A 19683-nucleotide genomic window follows, 5' to 3' on the forward strand; every position below is an offset into this window, starting at 1 on the left:
TTGTCGAAACCCGCCATTTTCGCCGCGCTGGTCCTCGCCATCGGCCTGCCGCTGGCGACGGCGCGCGCCGACAACCCCATCGTGCAGACCCGGTTCACGGCGGACCCGGCGCCGCTGGTCCACGACGGCGTCCTGTATCTGTACACCAGCCATGACGAGGACGATGCCGCCGGCTTCAAGATGCTCGACTGGCGGCTGTACCGTTCCACCGACCTGGTCAACTGGACCGACCGCGGCGTGGTCGCCTCGCTCAAGACCTTTCCGTGGGCGGTGCAGAGCAACGATGCCTGGGCGCCGCAGGTGGTCGCGCGCGGCGGCAGGTTCTATCTCTATGTGCCGATCAGCGTGGCCGGTTCGCCCAAGAACGTCATCGCGGTCGCCGTGGCCGACACGCCCGACGGGCCATTCCGCGATGCGCTGGGCAAGCCGCTGATCGCGCCGGCCGAGGGCTTCTTCGACCCGACCGTGTGGATCGACGACGACGGCCAGGCGTACCTGTACTGGGGCAACCCGGAGCTGTGGTACGTCAGGCTCAACCCGGACATGGTGTCCTATTCCGGCCCGATCACCAAAGTGCAGAGCAAGCCGGCGGACTATCAGGAGGGGCCGTGGTTCTACATGCGCGGCGGCCGCTACTACATGGCCTACGCGTCGACCTGTTGCCCGGAAGGGATCGGCTATGCGATGAGCGACGGCCCGACCGGTCCATGGGTGCACAAGGGCAAGATCATGGACCCGAACCAGGGCTCTACCGGCAACCATCCCGGCATCGTCGACTACAAGGGCGGCTCCTATCTGTTCGGCTTCAACTACTGGCTTAACTTCGAAACGACGCCGATCCATCACGAACGCCGCTCGGTCACCGTCACCAGGTTCCAGTACCAGCCCGATGGCACCATTCCCAAACAGCCGTGGTGGGACCGCAAAGGGGTGGCGCAGCTCGGCACCGTCGATCCGTACACGCGGGTGGAGGCCGAGACGATCGCCTGGACGTCGCGGCTCAAGCGCGACCGCGACCGGCCGTACGACTGGGCGCCGGGCGTGGACACCGCCGGCGACGCGCGTACCGGTATGTACGTCACGCGCATCGCCGACCGCAGCTACATCAAGGTTGCCGGTGTCGACTTCGGCACGCCGGGCGCCAGGCGTTTTGTCGCCAGCGTGGCCAACGCGGTTGCGCAATCGTCGATCGAACTGCGGCTCGATGGCGTGGACGGTCCGCTGATCGGCACGCTGCAGATCGGCGCCAGCGATGCTGCGGGGCGCTGGCAGGAACGCACGGCGTCGGTGTCCGGCGCTGCCGGCACGCACGATCTGTACATGCTGTTCAAAGGCGGCGCGGAGCCATCGCTGTTCGATTTCGACTATTGGCGTTTCGCGCGTTGAAGCCTCTGCCAGGGCGGCACGGGCATTCGTGTTGCGGCGTCATTCGACTGGACGCTTGCGCAGCAATTGCGGCCGCCTGTGGTCGCAGGGTGCAGGCATCCGAGCCCGGCGTCACCGGAGCCACGCGATGCGGGTCCCGCAACGACGGACTGTGGGCCGCAGCGAATGCGCGGCGTTACGAGGCGGGAGAGTGGCTGGTTCCACAAAAAACTAACAAATGGCTCGCTATTTTGGGGTCGACTTCACCGCATCATCTGGCTTGAATGCGCACTCCGCTCGCAACCGAAGCAGACCGTCTGCTCTTGCAGAGCGTGACCGACTACGCGATCTACATGCTCGACCTGGAAGGCTTCATCCTCAGCTGGAACACCGGCGGCCGCCATATCAAGGGCTACGAAGAGGCCGAGATCGTCGGCCAGCACTTTTCCAGGTTCTACACGCCGCAGGACACCGCCGCCGGCTTGCCGCGCAAGGGGCTGGACGCGGCCAGGCGCGAAGGCCGCTACGAGGCCGAAGGCTGGCGGGTGCGCAAGGACGGTACGCAGTTCCGTGCCAGCGTGGTCATCGATCCGGTCTGGAAGGACGGCATGCTGGTCGGCTATGCCAAGGTCACCCGCGACGTCACCGAGAAGTTCAACGCCGCCGAAGACCTGCGCAAGGCCGAACGCGCCCTGGCGCAGGCGCAGAAGGTGCAGGCCATCGGCCGCCTGACGCTGGGCATCGCCCACGATTTCAACAATCTGCTGGCGGTCATCGTCGGCAGCCTGGACCTGCTGGCCAAGACCCAGCACGATGCGCGCAGTCAAGTGCTGATCGGAGCGGCGACCGCTGCGGCGGAGCGGGGCAGCAGGTTGTCGCAGCAGATGCTGGCCTTCGCCCGCGGGCAGGACCTGGTCCCCGAGCCCAACGACGTCAACGCGCTGATCGTCGAGGCTGCCGAGCTGTACCGACGCGTGGCCGGCGACGCCATTACCTGCGAGTTCGAGTTCGCCGATGCGTTGCCGACGGTGGTGGTCGACGCCAGCCAGTTCGAAGCGGCACTGATGAATCTGGTCGCAAACGCGCGCGACGCGGTGCTGCAGGGCCGGATCGTGATCTCCACGCGGTTATGCCGCTCCGACCTGTCCTTGCACGCCGAAGCCAGGCCCGATCAGGACTACGTGTGCGTGGCGGTGCAGGACGATGGCCCTGGCATGTCCGAGGAGGTGCGGCTGCGCGCCATGGAGCCGTTCTTCACCACCAAGGATGTCGGCAATGGCAGCGGCCTGGGACTGAGCCAGGTGTTTGGATTCGCCGGCCAGTCCGGCGGGTTCGCCACCATCGAAAGCGGGCAGGGGCAGGGCGCCCTGGTCACCATGTACATTCCGGTTGCGATGACGCCATGACCACGAGAAGGATCCTCTATGTCGAGGACGATGCGCTGCTGCGGATGGTCACGGTCCTCGCCCTGAAGGATGCCGGGTTCGACGTCCTCGAAGCGGTCAACGGCATCCAGGCGCAGGCGGAACTGGCCAGTGGGCGGTTCGACTGCGTGATCAGCGACATCAGCATGCCTGGCGGCGTCAGCGGCATCGAGGTCGTGCGCACCGCGCAGGCGATGAATCCGGCCTGCGTGGCGATCCTGCTGTCCGGCTATGCGCTGTCGCAGTTGCCGCCCTTGCCGCCCACGGCGCGTTTCCTGTCCAAGCCGTATCGCATGCACGAACTGCTGGGGACGCTGGATCCAGAAGGCCACGCATGAGCGCCGCCAGCCCGGGACCGCGCTCGCCGGGCTTCCCGGGTCTTGGCGAACCGCCAACCGGCTCGGGCGGGGCGGTTTCGGGACCCGGCGAGGCATTTGTGGTATTGGGCCTGGCCGTTGCTCGACGATGTTCGCGACCCGTTTTTCCGCCCTGCAGGACGCAGGCTGTGCCTACACAACAACATCACTTTGCCGAACGTAGTGTGTTTTGGCGTCACTGAACCGTGAGCGTTGCGGCACGCCCAGGTGAGCGGGCGCCGGTCGCGGCATCCATGCAAGGCGTGTTGGCGAAAGGGAGACTGCTGATGCGAGTTGCTGCGCGCGGTCCTTAGCAAGACAGCTGCAACACATTACGTTCGATCCACACGCAACCTTCAAGGACCCCTATGACCCCCCACCGGCAACCCGATCACGCGAACGGCGACGACCTGCCGCGCATCTCGACCGGCAGTGCGGGTCTGGACAATATCCTCGGCGGCGGCGTCGACCCCAACCGCCTCTATCTTTACGAAGGCCGCCCTGGCACCGGCAAGACCACGATCGCCCTGCAGTTCCTGCTGGAAGGCGCGCGGCATGGCGAACGGGCGCTCTACATCACCTTGTCCGAGACCCAGCGCGAGCTGAGCCTGGTGGCCGCCCGCCACGGCTGGAGCATGAACCAGATCGATGTGTTCGAACTGGTACCGCCGGAGATCGTGCTGGATCCGGAGCGCGAGCTCACCGTGTTCCATCCGGCGGAAATGGAGCTGACCGAGACCACCAAGCTGATCTTCGACAAGGTCGAGCAGCTCAACCCGGCGCGGGTGGTGCTGGACAGCCTGTCCGAGCTGCGCCTGCTCGCGCAGAGTCCGTTGCGCTATCGCCGCCAGGTGTTGGCGCTGAAGCATTTCTTCGCCAGCCGGCAGTGCACGGTGATCCTGCTCGACGACCTGTCCTCGCAGCAGAACGACCTGCAGTTGCACTCCATCACCCATGGCGTGGTGTTGCTGGAACAACTCGCCATCGACTACGGCGCCGAACGCCGGCGCCTGCGCGTGGTCAAGATGCGCGGCATCCAGTTCCGCGGCGGTTTCCACGACTTCACCATCGAGAAGGGCGGCCTGGAAATCTATCCGCGCCTGATCGCGAGCGATTACAAGCACCACCATATCGAGGAGGTCGTCCCCAGCGGCAATGCCGAACTGGACCGGCTGCTCGGCGGCGGGCTGGAGCGCGGCACCAATGCCTTGCTGTTGGGCGCGGCCGGCGTGGGCAAGTCCTCGCTGGCGCTGACCTATGCCATCGCCGCGGCCGAACGTGGCGAACACAGCGTGTTCTTCGCCTTCGACGAGGGGCGCAGCACCGTGGAGGCGCGCTCGCGCACGCTGGGCTTGCCGCTCGACGAAAAGCTCGACAACGGCCTGATCCGTTTTCAGCAGATCGATCCGGCGGAGATGTCGCCGGGCCAGTTCGCCGCCAACGTGCGCCGCAGCGTGGAGGTCGACCACGCGCGGGTGATCGTCATCGACAGCCTCAACGGCTATCTCAATGCGATGCCGGACGAGCGCTTCCTGATCCTGCAGATGCACGAATTGCTCAGCTACCTGGGCCAGCAAGGCGTGCTGACCATCCTGGTCCTGGCGCAGCACGGCTTGGTCGGGCCGATGGAAACCCCGCTGGATCTCAGTTATCTCAGCGATTCGGTGCTGATGTTGCGCTATTTCGAGGTGGACGGCACGGTGCGCCGGGCGCTGTCGGTGGTGAAGAAACGCAGCGGCAGTCACGAGAACACCATCCGCGAGTTCCGGCTCAGCAGCAAGGGCCTGGACATCGGTCCGCCGATCACCCAGTTCAGCGCCATCTTCTCCGGAACGCCGCGCTACAGCGGAAACGATCTGCCGTTCACGAGCTCCGTCGCGCATGAGCAGCAGTGACGCCAGCGAAAGCCGGGTCCTCGTCTACGCGCCGATCGGGCGCGACGGCGGGGCCTCGGTGGAACTGCTGCGGCGTGGCGGTGTGGTGGCCTGCAACTGCGTAGATCTGGACAGCGTGGTACGCGAACTGAACATCGGTGCCGCGGCGGTGTTCATCGCCGAAGAAGGCCTGTTCGGCAAGGATGCGAGCGCGCTGTTCGCCTGGGCCGACGCGCAGCCGACCTGGTCCGATCTGCCGTTCGTGGTGCTGACCAGCCATCAGGAACAACCGTCCGTGGTGACCTGGCGGCGCAAGTTGGTGGCCTCGCTGCGCAACGTCGCCTTGCTCGAGCGGCCGGTGCAGGCCATCACCTTGACCAGCACCATCAAGGCCGCGCTGCGCGCCCGCACCCGTCAGTACGAAGTGCGCTCGCTGTTGCGCGAACAGGCCTCGGCGGCGCAGAAGCTGGAGGCGCAGGTGGTGGCGCGCACGCGCGAACTGGAGCAGGCCAATCGCCTGCTGCGCACGCAGATGGACGAGCGCGCGCGGGTCGAGGAAACCCTGCGCCACGCGCAGAAGATCGAGGCCATCGGGCAATTGACCGGTGGCGTCGCGCACGATTTCAACAATTTGCTGATGGTGATCTCCGGCGGCCTGGCGATGCTCGACACCCAGGCCGATCCAGGCGTGCGCAAGCGGCTGATGGATGGCATGCAGAAGGCCGCGCAGCGCGGCGCCGGGCTGACCCGGCAGCTACTGGCGTTCTCGCGGCGGCAGGAGCTCAAGCCGGAGCCGGTCGACCTGACCCGGCAGATCGGCGGCATGCGCGAGCTGCTGGACCGCAGCCTGCGCGGCGACGTGCACGTGGATTTCGATTTCGCCGACGGCCTGTGGCCGATCGAAGTGGATCCGGGCGAGCTGGAGCTGGTGGTGCTAAATCTGGCGGTCAATGCGCGCGATGCGATGCCCAATGGCGGCACCATCGTGGTGCGGGCGCAGAACATGGCGGGCGCGGGCAAGACCGATCCGGACTTCATCCGCCTGTCGATCATCGACACCGGCGTCGGCATGGCGCCGGAAGTGAAGGCGCGGGTGTTCGAACCGTTCTACACCACCAAGGACATCGGCAAGGGCTCGGGGCTGGGCCTGGCCCAGGTACACGGGTTCGTGCAGCAATCCGGCGGCTCCATCCACATCGACAGCGAACTCGGGCAGGGCACCGCGATCCATCTGCTGCTGCCGCGCTCGTTCCGCGCGCCGGCGCCGGACGAGCGGCATCTGGTGGACCTGCAACAGGTGGCGCGCCGCGCCCCGGGCGAGGCCGGCTACGTGCTGCTGGTCGAGGACGACGACGAAGTCGCCGCCCTGGTAGGCGAAATGCTGCGCCAGCTGGGCTACCAGGTGACCCGCGTGGCCAGCGCGGCCGCGGCGCTGGGCGCGTTGGCCAACGAGCGCGTGGTGGACATCGTGTTCTCCGACATCATGATGCCCGGCGGCATGAATGGCCTGGAGCTGGTCCACGAGATCCGCATGCGGCGCCAGGAACTGCCGATCCTGCTCACCAGCGGCTACGCGGAAGCGGCGAAATCCGCGGCCGAGGCGGAAGGCGTGCAGATCCTGTCCAAGCCATACCGGCTGGACGAACTGGCCACGGCGTTGCAGCAGGTGCGCGCCAATCCCGGCGCCCAGGACAAACCGGAAGCGGCGCCGCTGTATTCGTGAGCGCAGGCGCCGCTGGCGCCGGACAACGCCTGCGCCGGATCGCCTCGGGCAGACGCGTCAGCGCGGTGCCTGATGCTTTGCGTCGGCTCAGTGCAGCAAGGTATCGCCGAGCAGCTTCACGTTCAGCGCCACGATCAGCGCGGCGATGACCCACGACAGCCCGATCAGCCAGCGCGGCGCGACCAGCGCGCCCATCTTGCGTTTGTCGGCGACGAAGCGCACCAGCGGGATCACCGCGAACGGCAGCTGCATCGACAGCAGCACCTGGCTCAGCACCAGCAGCTTGGCGGTGCCTTGCTCGCCGTACAGCCAGGTCACCACCACCACCGGCACGATCGCCAGGCCGCGGGTCAGCAGGCGCCGCGCCCAGGCCGGGATGCGCAGGTGCAGGAAGCCTTCCATCACGATCTGCCCGGCCAGCGTCGCGGTCACCGTGGAGTTGATGCCCGAGGCCAGCAGCGCCACCGCGAACAGGGTCGAGGCCAGGCCGACGCCGAGCATCGGCGCCAGCAGCTCGTAGGCCTGCTCGATCTCCTCCACGTCGGTCCGGCCGTGTGCATGGAACACCGCCGCGGCCAGCACCAGGATCGCGGCGTTGACGAACAGCGCCAGGCTCAGTGCGATGGTGCTGTCGGCTAGCGCCCAGCGCAGCGCCGAGCGGCGGCCGTCGTCGCTGCGTTCGTAGGCGCGGGTCTGCACGATCGACGAATGCAGGTACAGGTTGTGCGGCATCACCGTCGCGCCGATGATGCCGATCGCCAGGTACAGCGCGGCCGGATTGGTCACCACTTCGGCGCGCGGAATGAAGCCGGCCAGCACCTCGCGCAGCGGCGGCGCAGCCAGCAGGATCTGCACCATGAAGCAGGCGAAGATCACCAGCAGCAGCGCGATCACGAACGCCTCCAGGGTGCGGAAGCCGCGCCGCATCAGGTACAGCACCAGCAGCGCGTCGATCGCGGTGATGATCGCGCCCAGGGTCAGCGGGATGCCGAACAGCAGCTTCAGCGCGATCGCGGTGCCGATCACCTCGGCCAGGTCGCAGGCCACGATCGCCGCCTCGCAGGCCAGCCACAGCAGGAAGTTGACCGGCTTGGAATAGTGCTCGCGGCAGGCCTGCGCCAGGTCGCGGCCGGTGGCGATGCCCAGCCGCGCCGCCAGCCCCTGCAGCACGATCGCCATCAGGTTCGACAGCAGGATCACCGACAGCAGCAGATAGCCGAAGTGCGAGCCGCCGGCGATGTCGGTGGCCCAGTTGCCTGGATCCATGTAGCCCACCGAGACCATGTAGCCCGGCCCCAGGAAGGCCAGGAAGCGGCGCCAGCCGAGCCCGCCGCTGGGCACGGCGACGCTGCCGTTCATGCGCCCCAGGCTGCGCCGCGGCGGCTCGCTGGCCTGCGGCCAGGCGGCGTTGGACTCGGGCAGGGGCAGGGGATCGGCCATGGCGGAAACGTGCGTGGGAGGAGCGCGATCGAGTATATAGCACTTGCTATTCTAGTTAGCATTGGCAAATCGAATCGCTGCGATAGGCGCGATTTCGGCCAGAATAGGCAGCGGCCGGCGTTCGCCGGCACCGGACAAGGGCGTTGCGATGCAGAAAAGCGGGAAGTTGACGGCACCGGGGGCGGTGCTGCTCGACGCCGAAGTGCAGGTCGAGAGCTTCCGCCAGGTGCGCGAGGCGCACCGCCTGGAGCTGATCGAGGACTATGTGGAGCTGATTTCCGACCTGCTGGCCGACGGCGGCGAGGCGCGGCAGGTGGACATCGCCGCGCGCCTGGGTGTGGCCCAGCCGACCGTGGCGAAGATGCTCAAGCGGCTGGTCAAGGGCGGCTGGGTGATCCAGCGGCCGTATCGCGGCGTGTTCCTGACCCCCGACGGCGAAGCGCTGGCGGCGGCCAGCCGGCAGCGGCACCAGACCGTGGAGCAGTTCCTGCTGGCGCTGGGCATCGACGAGGACATCGCGCGGCGCGATGCGGAGGGCATCGAGCACCATGTCAGCGAAGCCACGCTGGCGGTGTTCGCCGAGTTCGTGCGCAAGCACGCCGCGGCGCGATGAACGCCGACAGCGACACCGCCGCGCGCGACGAGCGCTGGATGCTGCACGCGCTGGCCCTGGCCGATCGCGCCGAGCGCGAGTTCGACGAGATCCCGGTCGGCGCGGTGCTGGTCTCGGCGCAGGACGAGGTGCTGGGCGAGGGCTGGAACCTCAACATCGCCGAGCACGATCCCAGCGCGCACGCCGAGATCGTGGCGCTGCGCCAGGCCGGGCGCCGGCTCGGCAATCACCGCCTGGTCGGCAGCACGCTGTACGTAACCCTGGAGCCGTGCGCGATGTGCGCGATGGCGGTGGTGCATGCGCGCGTGGCGCAGCTGGTGTTCGCGGCAGCCGATCCGAAGACCGGCGCCTGCGGCAGCGTGTTCGACCTGGTTGCCGATCCGCGCCACAACCACCGCGTGCAGGTGCGCGGCGGGGTGCTGGCGGCGCCGGCCGGGCTGCGCCTGACCAACTATTTCCGCGCCAAACGCGGCAAGCCGCTGCTCGGCGGTTGAACGCCGCGGCGCTGGCCAATGTGAAGCCGCCGGGTCACGCGCGGTATCATGCACGACCGATACGAAACCCCCGCGCCGGCAGCGCCGCCGCGAACGACTGGATGGTGATATGGCGGAACCGCACGTGGACAACGATCGTCTGATCTGGATCGATCTGGAAATGACCGGATTGGATACCGACAAGGATTCGATCATCGAGATCGCCACGGTGGTCACCGACAGCCAGCTCAACGTGCTGGCCGAGGGCCCGGAGTTCGCCATCGCGCATCCGCTGCAGACCCTGCAGGCGATGGACGAGTGGAACCGCAACCAGCATCGCCATTCCGGGCTGTGGCAGCGCGTGCTCGACAGCAAGACCACCCTGGGCCAGGCCGAGGCGCAGACCGTTTCATTCCTGGCGCAGTGGTGCAAGCCGGGCGCGTCGCCGATGTGCGGCAACTCGATCTGCCAGGACCGGCGCTTCCTGCACCGGCAGATGCCGCGGCTGGAGCGCTTCTTCCACTACCGCAACCTGGACGTGTCCACGCTGAAGGAACTGGCGCGGCGCTGGGCGCCATCGGTCGCCTCGGGACTGAACAAGACCTCCTCGCACACCGCGCTCAGCGACGTGCACGACTCGATCGACGAGCTGCGCTACTACCGCCCGTTCATGGGCGCATTGAGCGGGCAGGGCAACGGCGCACGCTGAGTCGCGCTGCGCGACACGCAGGCCGCGCCTGTCCGGCGCGGCCTCGCGCAATGATCTGCGTCAACGGGCCAGCGGCGGCCCTTGCTTGGTCTCGCCGTCGTCGGTCACGCCCTTCAGCAACAGCTCGGCGATCGGCCGCCCATCGGCGTCGTGGTGGTACACGTGCAGATCGCGCTGCGGGTAGGGAATGCTGAGCCCGTTCTCCAGCAACTGGTTGCGGATGTTCTCCAGCGTGCTGCTCTTGGCCGCGCCGAAGTCGCCGTTCCTGGCGTAGGCGAACAGCATCAGGTCCACCGTGCTCTCGCCCAGGTTGGTGACCTGCACGAACGGCGCCGGCGTCTCCAGGATGTTCGGATTGTCCTGCGCGATCTGCAGCAGCAAATGCTGCGCCTTCTTCAGGTCGTCGCCATAGCCCACGCCCACCGTGATCTCCAGGCGCCGGTTGGGCAGGGTGCTGTAATTGACGATCGGCGCGGTGGTGATGGTGCTGTTGGGCAGGGTGATCATGCGCTCGTCGAAGCTGCGGATGCGGGTCTGGAAGATCCGGATCTCGTCGACGATGCCTTCCTGGCCGGCCACCACAACGTGGTCGCCGTCGCGCATCGGCCGCAGCACGATCAGCATCACCCCCGAGGCGATGTTGGACAGCGAATCCTTCAGCGCCAGGCCGACCGCCAGGCCGGCCGCGCCGAGCACCGCGAACAGCGAGGTCGGCGGCACGCCGATCTTCTGCAGCGCGGTGACGAACACCAGCACCAGCAGCAAGGCATAGGCGACGTTGCGCAGGAAGTTGCTGAGCGTGGTCTCCACCCGCGCGCGGACCAGCGCGCGGTGCAGCCACTGGCTCAAGCGCTTGGCGATCCACATCCCGAGCACCAGGATGACCAGCGCCACGCCCCAGTTGAGCGCGTACTGCGCCCAATCGAGGTCTCGCCAGTTGAACGGTCGCTGCGTCTGCGCCGACGGTGCGGTGGCGGTCGCCGCCGCGACCGCCGCCAGCAACGTTGCTGCCGTGCCCATCAGCCGGCGGCTTTCAGCTTGGCCAGGCGCAGCCAGGTATCGACCACGGTGTCGGGATTCAGCGACACCGACTCGATGCCTTCCTGCATTAGCCACTCGGCCAGATCAGGATGGTCCGACGGGCCCTGGCCGCAGATGCCGACGTACTTGCCCTTGGCGCGCGCGGCCTTGATCGCCATCGACAGCAGCTTCTTGACCGCGGCGTTGCGCTCGTCGAACAGGTGCGCCACGATCGAGGAATCGCGATCCAGGCCCAGGGTCAGCTGGGTCAGGTCGTTGGAACCGATCGAGAAGCCGTCGAAGATCTCCAGGAATTCGTCGGCCAGCAGCGCATTGGACGGCAGCTCGCACATCATGATGATCTTCAGGCCGTTCTCGCCCTGCTTGAGCCCGTTCTTCTCCAGCACCTCGATGACCTTGTGGCCTTCTTCCAGGGTGCGCACGAACGGGATCATCACCCACATGTTGTCCAGGCCCATCTCGTTGCGGACCTTGAGCACCGCCTTGCATTCCAGCGCGAACGCGGCCGAGAAGCTCGGATCGACGTAGCGGCTGGCGCCGCGGAAACCGATCATCGGGTTCTCTTCGTGCGGCTCGTAGTTGCTGCCGCCGATCAGGTTGGCGTATTCGTTGGACTTGAAGTCCGACAGGCGCACGATCACCGGGTTCGGCGCCACCGACGCGGTCAGCGTGGCGATGCCTTCGGCCAGGCGGTTGATGTAGAAGCTGACCGGGTCGGCGTAGCCGGCGATCTTCTCGTCGATCTTCTTCTTGGTCGCCGCGTCCTGCTTGGCGTATTCCAGCAGCGCATTGGGATGGATGCCGATGTGCGCGGCGATGATCATTTCCAGCCGCGCCAGGCCGATGCCGGCGTTGGGCAGCTGGCCGAAGTCGAACGCGCGCTCCGGGTTGGCCACGTTCATCATGATCTTCAGCGGTGCCGGCGGCATGTTGCCCAGATCGGTGGTGGTGCGGTCGAACGGCAGCAGGTCGGCGTAGATGAAGCCGGTGTCGCCTTCGGCGCAGCTCACCGTCACCTCGCGGCCGTCCTCGATCAGCTCCATCGCGTTGCCGGTGCCGACCACTGCCGGCACGCCCAGTTCGCGGGCGATGATCGCCGCGTGGCAGGTGCGGCCGCCGCGGTTGGTGACGATCGCCGAGGCGCGCTTCATCACCGGCTCCCAATCCGGATCGGTCATGTCCGCGACCAGCACGTCGCCGGGCTGCACCCGGCTCATGTCGTCCAGGCTGCGCACCACGCGGGCGACGCCGGCGCCGATCTTCTGGCCGATGGCGCGGCCTTCTGCGATCACCGTGCCGCGCTGCTCCAGCGCGAAACGCTCGATCTGGGTGGCATGGCCGCGCGACTTCACCGTCTCCGGGCGCGCCTGCACGATGAACAGCTTGCCGCTGACGCCGTCCTTCGCCCACTCGATGTCCATCGGCCGCTGGTAGTGCTTTTCGATCACCAGCGCCTGCTTGGACAGTTCCTGCACGTCCTCGTCGCTGATCGAGAAGGTGTTGCGCAGCTCGGCGGGGGTGTCTTCGATGCGCACGCGCTCGCCGGGCACGTCCGAATACACCATGCGGATCATCTTGCTGCCCAGCGAGCGGCGCAGGATCGCCGGCTTGCCGGCGGCGAGGGTGGGCTTGTAGACGTAGAACTCGTCGGGATTGACCGCGCCCTGCACGACCATTTCGCCGAGGCCGAAGCTTGAGGTAACGAACACCACGTCGCGGAAACCGGACTCGGTGTCGAGCGTGAACAGCACGCCGGCGGCGCCGACGCCCGAGCGCACCATCAGCTGCACACCGGCCGACAGGAACACGTCCTCGTGCTTGAAGCCGTGGTGCACGCGATAGGCGATGGCGCGGTCGTTGTACAGGCTGGCGAAGACTTCCTTGACCTTGTGCAGCACGTCGTCGGCGCCGGTCACGTTGAGGAAGGTCTCCTGCTGGCCGGCGAAGCTGGCGTCGGGCAGGTCTTCTGCCGTTGCAGACGAGCGCACTGCCACCGCGACGTCGCCGCCGCCGTTCTCTGCACACAGTTGGGCGTAAGCCTCGCGGATCGCCTGGTCCAGCTCGGGCTGCAGCGGCGCATCGGTGACCCAGCCGCGGATTTCCTTGCCGGCCACGGTCAGCGCGCCGACGTCTTCCACGTCCAGCGTTGCCAGCTTGTCGAAAATGCGCTGATAGAGATTGTTGTGGGCGACGAACGCCTTGAACGCTTCGGCGGTGGTGGCGAAGCCGCCGGGTACCGAGACTCCCAAACCCGCCAGGTTGCCGATCATTTCGCCGAGGGAGGAGTTCTTGCCGCCGACGCGGGCCAAGTCGGTCAGGCGCAACTCGTGCAACCAAAGGATGTTCTCGTTCAAGCGCGATGCTCCGTTGGGCCATCGCCCGAGGCGGGCAGAGTGGCCGCGTCCGTGGGGGAAGAAGCCGATATCATGCAGTGCGCACCCGAGTCGGCACAAGCGCGGCCGGGGGCATCCGTTGGGTTTCAGCAAGGAGAATCCAGGCAATGTCGACGATCCGACCGGTGTTCTACGTGTCCGATGGAACCGGTATCACCGCTGAAACCATTGGGCATAGCCTGCTCACCCAGTTCAGCGGTTTCAGCTTCGTCACCGACCGCATGTCGTTCGTAGACGATCCGGAAAAAGCGCGCGAGGCGGCGCAGCGCATCCATGCCGCAGGCGAGCGCTATCAGGTGCGGCCGATCGTGGTCAATTCCTGCGTCGATCCGCAGCTGAGCATGCTGCTGTCGGAAAGCGGGGCCTTGATGCTCGACGTGTTCGCGCCGTTCATCGAGCCGCTGGAGCGCGAGTTGAACGCGCCGCGGCATTCGCGGGTGGGGCAGGCGCACGGCCTGGTCGATTTCGAGACCTACCATCGCCGTATCAACGCGATGAACTTCGCGCTGACCCACGACGACGGCATCGCGATCAACTACGACGAGGCCGACCTGATCCTGGTCGCCGTCTCGCGCGCCGGCAAGACGCCGACCTGCATCTACCTGGCGCTGCACTACGGCGTGCGTGCGGCCAACTATCCGCTGACCGAGGAGGATCTGGAGCACGACCGGCTGCCGCCGCGCTTGCGTCCGTATCGCAGCAAGCTGTTCGGGCTGACCATCGATCCGGATCGGCTGCAGCAGATCCGCCAGGAACGGCGGCCAAATTCGCGCTATTCCAACCTGGAGACGTGTCGGCGCGAGGTGTCCGCGGCCGAGACCATGTTCAGGATGGAGCGGATCCCGACGCTGAGCACCACGCATACCTCGATCGAGGAGATTTCCAGCAAGGTGCTGGCGACGCTGGGGCTGCAGCGCGAGATGTTCTGAGCGCGGCAGCGTGGATCGTGGCGCCTGCGTGAAATCGGCCCATCTGTGAGGCGATCGCGCCTCGGTGCCGAGACTTCCAAGGTAGGCCGGCGCGGGCGATCCGTCAATGCTGCCGCGGCGGCGTCGCAGCGTGTAGCATCGGTTCCATGCAGCACGCCCTGACCCGCAGCGAACGCATCCCCCGGCTGAGCCGATTCGGCTGGCTGATGGGGCTGTACGCCGAGAACTTCGTGCACCTGAACCGGCTGTTCGTGCCGTCCGACCTGGCCGTGGGCAGCTACCTGTCCTCGATCGGCGACGGCCTGGACCTGCGCCTGGACGTGATCGAACACCACCGCTACACGGTGGAACTGCGCATCACCTACGACCTGTGCGACCCGCTCACCGGCGAGCCGGATCCGTCGGCCTACGTGCGCCTGTACCGCGACGCGCGCCAGGCCGAGACCACGCATTGCTACGTCGGCCGCCGCTGGCAGGACGTGATGGGGCTGTATCCGCCGCCGGCGGAACTGATCAGTCACCGCATGCGCATGAACACCTTCCTCAGCAAGTGGCTGGAATACCTGGCCGAGCGCGGCCATGGCGTGGCCACGCTGAAGCCTGCCGGGCCGCTGCGGCGCCGGGCCGAGGACGCGGCGGCGCCCGCGCCCTGATCGTCGGCCGTGGCGGATGCGGCATACTGCGCGCCCGCCGACTCGCCCGCCTGCCGCATGCCTTACACCCCGATCGTCGCCACGCTGGGCTACGTGCTGTCGCCCGACCGCTCCAAGGTGTTGCTGATCCATCGCAACGCGCGGCCCGGCGACCACCACCTGGGCAAGTACAACGGCCTGGGTGGCAAGGTCGAGGCGGACGAGGACGTACTGGACGGCATGCGCCGCGAGATCCGCGAAGAGGCCGGCATCGAATGCGACGCGCTGCAACTGCGCGGCACGATCAGTTGGCCCGGTTTCGGCAAGCATGGCGAAGACTGGCTGGGCTTCTTGTTCCTGATCAGCGCCTACAGCGGTGAACCGTTTACCGAGAACGCCGAGGGCACATTGGCCTGGGTGCCGGTGGCGGAGATGGACGCGCTGCCGCTGTGGGAGGGCGACCGCCACTTCCTGCCGCTGGTGTTCGACGGCGATCCGCGCCCGTTCCACGGAGTGATGCCGTACCGCGACGGGCGCATGCTGTCGTGGCGCTATTCGCGGGTCTGAGCGGCATCGCGCCTGCGCCGCGCTTGTCCACAGCGGCTGTGGATCGATCCTGCACAAGCCTGTGGGCAAGCGTGGCAAGTCGCTGAGACTGCTGTCCGATTTTTGTGTGTGGCGAAAATTTCGCCAGTACCGGCTGCGTTTCTCCACAGCGGGTGTGGATGGAATCGGCCAAACGCTGTGGATAAGACTTCGAGCGCGTTGCAGCGCAACGGCTGTCGCCAGGCTGGCGAAAAATTCGCCAGCATCGATTGCGGTTCCTGCCGGCGCCCGTCTTGCCGGAACGCGGCGCGCCGCTACTGCGCGGTCCAGCCGCCGTCGATGGCGATGGTCTGCGCGGTGATGTTGCGCGCCGCCGGCGAGGCCAGGAACGCGACGCAGCCGGCCAGTTCGTCGTAGTCGATGAACACGCCCTTGGGCATCGGTTTGAGCATCACCTGCGCGATCACGTCGGCTTCGGAAATGCCGCGGGTGCGCGCCTGGTCGGCGATCTGCTTGTCCACCAGCGGGGTTTTCACGTAGCTCGGGCATAGCGTGTTGATGGTGATGTCGGTGTCGGCGGTTTCCAGCGCCACGGCCTTGGAGAACCCGACCAGGCCATGCTTGGCGGCGACGTAGGCGCTCTTGTACGGGCTGGCGACCAGCGAATGGATGCTGCCGATGTTGACGATGCGGCCGAAGCCGCGCGCACGCATGCCCGGCAGCACGGCCTGGGTCAGGCGCGCCACGCCGGTCAGCATCACCTCGATCAACAAGCTCCACTTGGCCATCGGGAAGTCCTGCAGCGGCGCCACGTGCTGCAGCCCGGCGTTGTTGACCAGCACGTCCAGCGGCCGCGAGATCGCCGCCAGCGCCGCGCCGATGCTGGCCTCGCTGGCCACGTCCAGCGCCACCGCCTCGGCCGAGCCGCCGGCCTCGCGCAGTTGCGCGGCCACGGCGGCGGCCGCGTCCGCATCCAGGTCGCTGACGACGAGGTGGCGGCCGCCGGCGGCCAGTTCGCGGGCGATGCCGGCGCCGATGCCGCTGGCGGCGCCGGTGATCAGGACGGTCTGCATGGGAAGCACCTGTCGGGAGGGAAGGTGCGGAGCGTAGCAGCGCCGGGCGAGGGCGCCATGGCGCCGGTCCTCGCCAGTGCGGTGGCGCCACGCTACCCTGTGCCGGTCGCACCCTTCTCACGCCGGATCCGCCACGCTATGCCGATGAAACGCCACTTTTCGATGCTGCGCGAATTCCAGTTGGCCGACTGGTTCACCCTGGCCAATGCCTTCTGCGGCACCGGCGCGGTGTTCGCCTCGATGCGCTTCCTACAGGAGGGCCGGCGCAGCGACCTTCTGATCGGCATGGCGCTGATTCCGCTGGCGTTCGTGTTCGATGCGCTGGACGGGCGCGTGGCGCGCTGGCGCAAGTCCTCGTCCACGCTCGGCCGCGAACTGGATTCGCTGGCCGACGTGATCTCCTTCGGCGTCGCCCCGGCGGCGCTGGCCTATGCATGCGGCATGCAGGGCGGCTGGGACTGGCTGGTGCTGAGTTTCTTCGTGTGCTGCGGGGTCAGCCGCCTGGCGCGCTACAACGTCACCGCCGAGCAGCTGGCTGGCGACGGCGACAAGGTGCCGTATTTCGAAGGCACGCCGATCCCGAGCAGCCTGGCGCTGGTGATCGTGCTCGCGGTCGCCGCGCACCTGGGCCATCTCGGCGATGCGCTGTGGTGGGGCCAATGGCGGCTGGGACCGTGGCTGCTGCACCCGCTGGTGCTGCTGTTCGCGCTGTCCGGATCGCTGATGATCAGCAAGACCCTGCGCATTCCCAAGCCTTGAGCGGCGGCAGGTTGCTATCATCCCCGTCTGACCTGGGAGGGTGGCGATGAAGGCTAGCGGCGGCAGCGGTGCCGGCGATTTCGAAGCGTTGGCGCGGCAGTACTGGGGCGCGTGGAGCGACGCGTTGCGCCAGGGCGGCGGCGCGGCCGCGCAAGCGCCCGCCGACGGTGCCGGCCACGGTTCGTGGCGCGAGGCGATCGACGCCTGGGCGCAGTGGTTGCCGCGCGGTACCGGCGCGCAGGCCGAGGACGCGGTGTCGCAGTTGCAGCAGCAGGCCGGCGAGTGGTTCGGCGCGATGCAGCAGGTGGCGGCACAGTTCGCCGGGCGCGATGCCAGCAGTGCCGACGTGGCCGACGCCTGGAAACAGCAGGTGCAGGGCCAGCGCGAGCAGATGCTGCAATGGCTGCTCGGCACCGCGCGCGGTGCCGGCCAGGCCGGCGTGGATCCCTGGCTGCAGCAGGCGGCGCAATGGCTGCAGGGCTGGCAGCGCGACAGCGGGCCGTGGCTGCAGATGCCGGGCTTCGGCCCGGGTCGCAACCACCACGCGCGCTGGCGCGCGCTGGCCAAGGCGCAGCAGGACTACCAGGCGCAGTTGCAGGCTTACATGGGCCAGTTGCAGGGTGCGATCGATCGCGCCTTCGGCGTGTTCGAGGCCAAGCTGCGCGAGCACGAGGATCCAGGCCGCCAGCTGACCAACGCGCGGGCGATGTTCGACCTGTGGATCGATGCCGCCGAAGAGGCCTACGCCGCGTCCGCGCTGTCGGAAGAATTCCGCGAGGTCTACGCCGGCTTCGCCAATGCGCAGATGCGCCTGCGTGCGCTGCTGCAACGCGAGACCGAGCAGCTGTGCGAACAGTTGGGCCTGCCCACCCGCACCGAGCTGGATGCGGCGCATCGGCATATCGCCGATCTGGAGCGGCGGCTGCGCCGGTTGGAGCGGGGCGCTGCGCCTGTGGCGGCGCCTTCCGAACCGACCGCGAGCGGCAAGGGCGCGCCGCGGCCGCCGTCGCGATCCAGGCCTGCGGCCGCTGCGCCGTCCAAGGCGGCTGGCGCGAGGACCAAAGCCGCTACCAAGCAGTCCGCTGCGCGTGCTGCTTCCACGTCCAAGCCGCCGGCCAAGTCCAAGCCCGTCGCGAAATCAAAGTCCAAAGCTGGTGCGAAGCCCAGCCCGGCCGCGAAAGCCAGGCCCGCTGCGGCCAAGCCGGCGCGTGGCAAGTCGGCTGCGGCGCCGCGTAGGAGCCGCGCATGAAAGGGCCGTTGAGCTTCAGCAGCGACGACCTGCTGCAGGAAACGCTGGAGCTGCAGCGCAAGCTCATGGAAGGGCTGCGCGTGCTGCCGGGACTGGACGAAGTGCAGTACGGCGTCACCGAGCGGCAGGAAGTGTGGCGCGACGGCAAGGTGGTGCTGTACCGCTTCGTCGGCGAGCGGCCGCCCACCGCGAAGGTGCCGCTGCTGATCGTGTATGCGCTGGTCAACCGCCCGTACATGGTCGACCTGCAGGCCGACCGCTCGCTGGTCAAGGGCCTGCTGGCGCTGGGCGAGGACGTCTACGTGCTGGACTGGGGCTATCCCGACCGTTCCGAGCGCTACCTGACCCTGGAAGACTATCTGCTGCGCTACATCGACGGCGCGGTCGATCACCTGCGCGCCGCCGCTGGCGGTGCGCCGATCAACGTGCTTGGCATCTGCCAGGGCGGTACCTTCTCGCTGTGCTATGCGGCGCTGCAGCCGCATAAGGTCCGCAACCTGGTGACGATGGTGACGCCGGTGGATTTCCATACCCCGGACAACATGCTGTCCAACTGGGCGCGGCAGGTGGACGTGGACCTGTTCGTGGACACGCTGGGCAACGTGCCGGCGGACCTGATGAACGCCAGTTACCTGATGCTCAAGCCGTTCCGGCTGAACCTGCAGAAATACGTGGGGCTGCTGGACATCCTCGACGATCCGCGCGCGCTGGAAGATTTCCTGCGTATGGAAAAATGGATCTTCGATTCGCCCGACCTGGCCGGCGAGACCTTCCGCGAATTCGTCAAGCAGTTCTACCAGGACAACGCGCTGATGCATGGCCGCGCGCGCATCGGCGAGCACGCGGTGGACTTGGCCAAGGTCGCCATGCCGGTGCTGAACATCTACGCCGAACAGGACCACCTGGTACCGCCGGACGCTTCGCGCGCGCTGCGCGGCCTGGTCGGCAGCGACGACTATGCCGAACTCAGTTTTCGCGGCGGCCACATCGGCATCTACGTGTCCGGCCGTGCGCAGCGCGAAGTGCCGGCGGCGCTGCACCGCTGGCTGGCCGAGCGCGATGGCGGCGAGTGAACGCGTGATGC

Annotated in this window: 18 protein-coding genes; 14 read left to right on the top strand and 4 right to left on the bottom strand. The window is 67.5% G+C overall.

The window, feature by feature from the left end:
- From HEP73_RS10545 to HEP73_RS10565, 5 genes are all read left to right on the top strand, one after another.
- On the top strand, positions 1 to 1386 hold the full coding sequence (locus HEP73_RS10545; protein ID WP_221899399.1) for a glycoside hydrolase family 43 protein: 1386 nt from the start codon (positions 1 to 3) through the stop codon (positions 1384 to 1386).
- A gap of 263 nt (positions 1387 to 1649) precedes the next feature.
- Positions 1650 to 2771: a PAS domain-containing sensor histidine kinase gene (locus HEP73_RS10550; protein WP_185823116.1), complete on the top strand. Its 1122-nt coding sequence runs from the start codon at positions 1650 to 1652 to the stop codon at positions 2769 to 2771.
- Entirely contained in the window at positions 2768 to 3127 is a 360-nt protein-coding gene (locus HEP73_RS10555; protein ID WP_185823117.1) for a response regulator, read from the top strand. Before HEP73_RS10550 ends, HEP73_RS10555 begins: the two co-directional genes overlap by 4 nt.
- A gap of 386 nt (positions 3128 to 3513) precedes the next feature.
- On the top strand, positions 3514 to 5040 hold the full coding sequence (locus HEP73_RS10560) for an ATPase domain-containing protein (RefSeq protein WP_185823118.1): 1527 nt from the start codon (positions 3514 to 3516) through the stop codon (positions 5038 to 5040).
- Positions 5027 to 6742: a response regulator gene (locus HEP73_RS10565; RefSeq protein ID WP_185823119.1), complete on the top strand. Its 1716-nt coding sequence runs from the start codon at positions 5027 to 5029 to the stop codon at positions 6740 to 6742. The genes HEP73_RS10560 and HEP73_RS10565 overlap by 14 nt, the downstream gene beginning before the upstream one ends.
- 87 nt (positions 6743 to 6829) lie before the next feature.
- Here HEP73_RS10565 and HEP73_RS10570 read toward each other — a convergent pair whose 3' ends face one another.
- Positions 6830 to 8182 carry an Nramp family divalent metal transporter gene (locus HEP73_RS10570; protein WP_276568900.1) on the bottom strand — a complete coding sequence of 451 codons (1353 nt, stop codon included), beginning with the start codon at positions 8180 to 8182 and terminating at the stop codon, positions 6830 to 6832.
- A gap of 148 nt (positions 8183 to 8330) precedes the next feature.
- Between HEP73_RS10570 and mntR the strand changes: the two genes are divergently transcribed.
- The 3 genes from mntR (at position 8331) to orn (ending at position 9977) form a co-directional block, all read left to right on the top strand.
- Positions 8331 to 8795 (top strand): manganese-binding transcriptional regulator MntR, encoded by a 465-nt coding sequence (mntR, locus tag HEP73_RS10575; RefSeq protein ID WP_179564890.1) that lies wholly within the window; start codon positions 8331 to 8333, stop codon positions 8793 to 8795.
- On the top strand, positions 8792 to 9289 hold the full coding sequence (gene tadA / locus HEP73_RS10580) for a tRNA adenosine(34) deaminase TadA (protein ID WP_185816331.1): 498 nt from the start codon (positions 8792 to 8794) through the stop codon (positions 9287 to 9289). The genes mntR and tadA overlap by 4 nt, the downstream gene beginning before the upstream one ends.
- Positions 9290 to 9398: 109 nt before the next feature.
- The gene (orn, locus tag HEP73_RS10585; RefSeq protein WP_185816332.1) at positions 9399 to 9977 is read left to right on the top strand and encodes an oligoribonuclease; all 579 of its coding nucleotides are present in this window, start codon (positions 9399 to 9401) and stop codon (positions 9975 to 9977) included.
- 60 nt (positions 9978 to 10037) lie between these two features.
- Here the strand turns inward: orn and HEP73_RS10590 are convergent, their stop codons facing one another.
- A complete protein-coding gene (locus HEP73_RS10590; protein ID WP_185823120.1) occupies positions 10038 to 10997 on the bottom strand; it encodes a mechanosensitive ion channel family protein in 960 nt (319 codons plus the stop codon).
- Positions 10997 to 13372, bottom strand: a complete 2376-nt coding sequence (ppsA, locus tag HEP73_RS10595; RefSeq protein ID WP_185823121.1) for a phosphoenolpyruvate synthase — start codon at positions 13370 to 13372, stop codon at positions 10997 to 10999. Before ppsA ends, HEP73_RS10590 begins: the two co-directional genes overlap by 1 nt.
- Before the next feature lie 146 nt (positions 13373 to 13518).
- Here ppsA and ppsR point away from each other — a divergent pair, with 146 nt between their 5' ends.
- The 3 genes from ppsR to HEP73_RS10610 all read left to right on the top strand — a co-directional run bounded on the left by ppsR (position 13519) and on the right by HEP73_RS10610 (position 15539).
- Positions 13519 to 14340, top strand: a complete 822-nt coding sequence (gene ppsR / locus HEP73_RS10600; RefSeq protein ID WP_039009881.1) for a posphoenolpyruvate synthetase regulatory kinase/phosphorylase PpsR — start codon at positions 13519 to 13521, stop codon at positions 14338 to 14340.
- 146 nt (positions 14341 to 14486) lie between these two features.
- Positions 14487 to 14993: a DUF1249 domain-containing protein gene (locus tag HEP73_RS10605; protein ID WP_185823122.1), complete on the top strand. Its 507-nt coding sequence runs from the start codon at positions 14487 to 14489 to the stop codon at positions 14991 to 14993.
- A 57-nt stretch (positions 14994 to 15050) separates the two neighbouring features.
- Positions 15051 to 15539, top strand: coding sequence for an NUDIX hydrolase (locus HEP73_RS10610; RefSeq protein WP_185816336.1), 489 nt, complete (start codon positions 15051 to 15053; stop codon positions 15537 to 15539).
- 293 nt (positions 15540 to 15832) lie between these two features.
- Here HEP73_RS10610 and HEP73_RS10615 read toward each other — a convergent pair whose 3' ends face one another.
- Positions 15833 to 16591 (bottom strand): 3-hydroxybutyrate dehydrogenase, encoded by a 759-nt coding sequence (locus tag HEP73_RS10615; RefSeq protein WP_185823123.1) that lies wholly within the window; start codon positions 16589 to 16591, stop codon positions 15833 to 15835.
- 144 nt (positions 16592 to 16735) lie between these two features.
- Between HEP73_RS10615 and HEP73_RS10620 the strand changes: the two genes are divergently transcribed.
- From HEP73_RS10620 to HEP73_RS10630, 3 genes are read left to right on the top strand one after another with little or no spacing between them, the layout of a single operon-like run.
- A complete protein-coding gene (locus HEP73_RS10620) occupies positions 16736 to 17350 on the top strand; it encodes a CDP-alcohol phosphatidyltransferase family protein (protein ID WP_185816338.1) in 615 nt (204 codons plus the stop codon).
- 46 nt (positions 17351 to 17396) lie between these two features.
- Positions 17397 to 18599 carry a class III poly(R)-hydroxyalkanoic acid synthase subunit PhaE gene (gene phaE, locus HEP73_RS10625; protein WP_185823124.1) on the top strand — a complete coding sequence of 401 codons (1203 nt, stop codon included), beginning with the start codon at positions 17397 to 17399 and terminating at the stop codon, positions 18597 to 18599.
- Complete coding sequence (locus HEP73_RS10630) at positions 18596 to 19672, top strand: class III poly(R)-hydroxyalkanoic acid synthase subunit PhaC (protein WP_185823125.1); 1077 nt, start codon at positions 18596 to 18598, stop codon at positions 19670 to 19672. Before phaE ends, HEP73_RS10630 begins: the two co-directional genes overlap by 4 nt.
- Positions 19673 to 19683: the final 11 nt, after the last annotated feature.

Source organism: Xanthomonas sp. GW (assembly GCF_014236815.1).
Taxonomy (GTDB): Bacteria; Pseudomonadota; Gammaproteobacteria; order Xanthomonadales; family Xanthomonadaceae; genus Xanthomonas_A.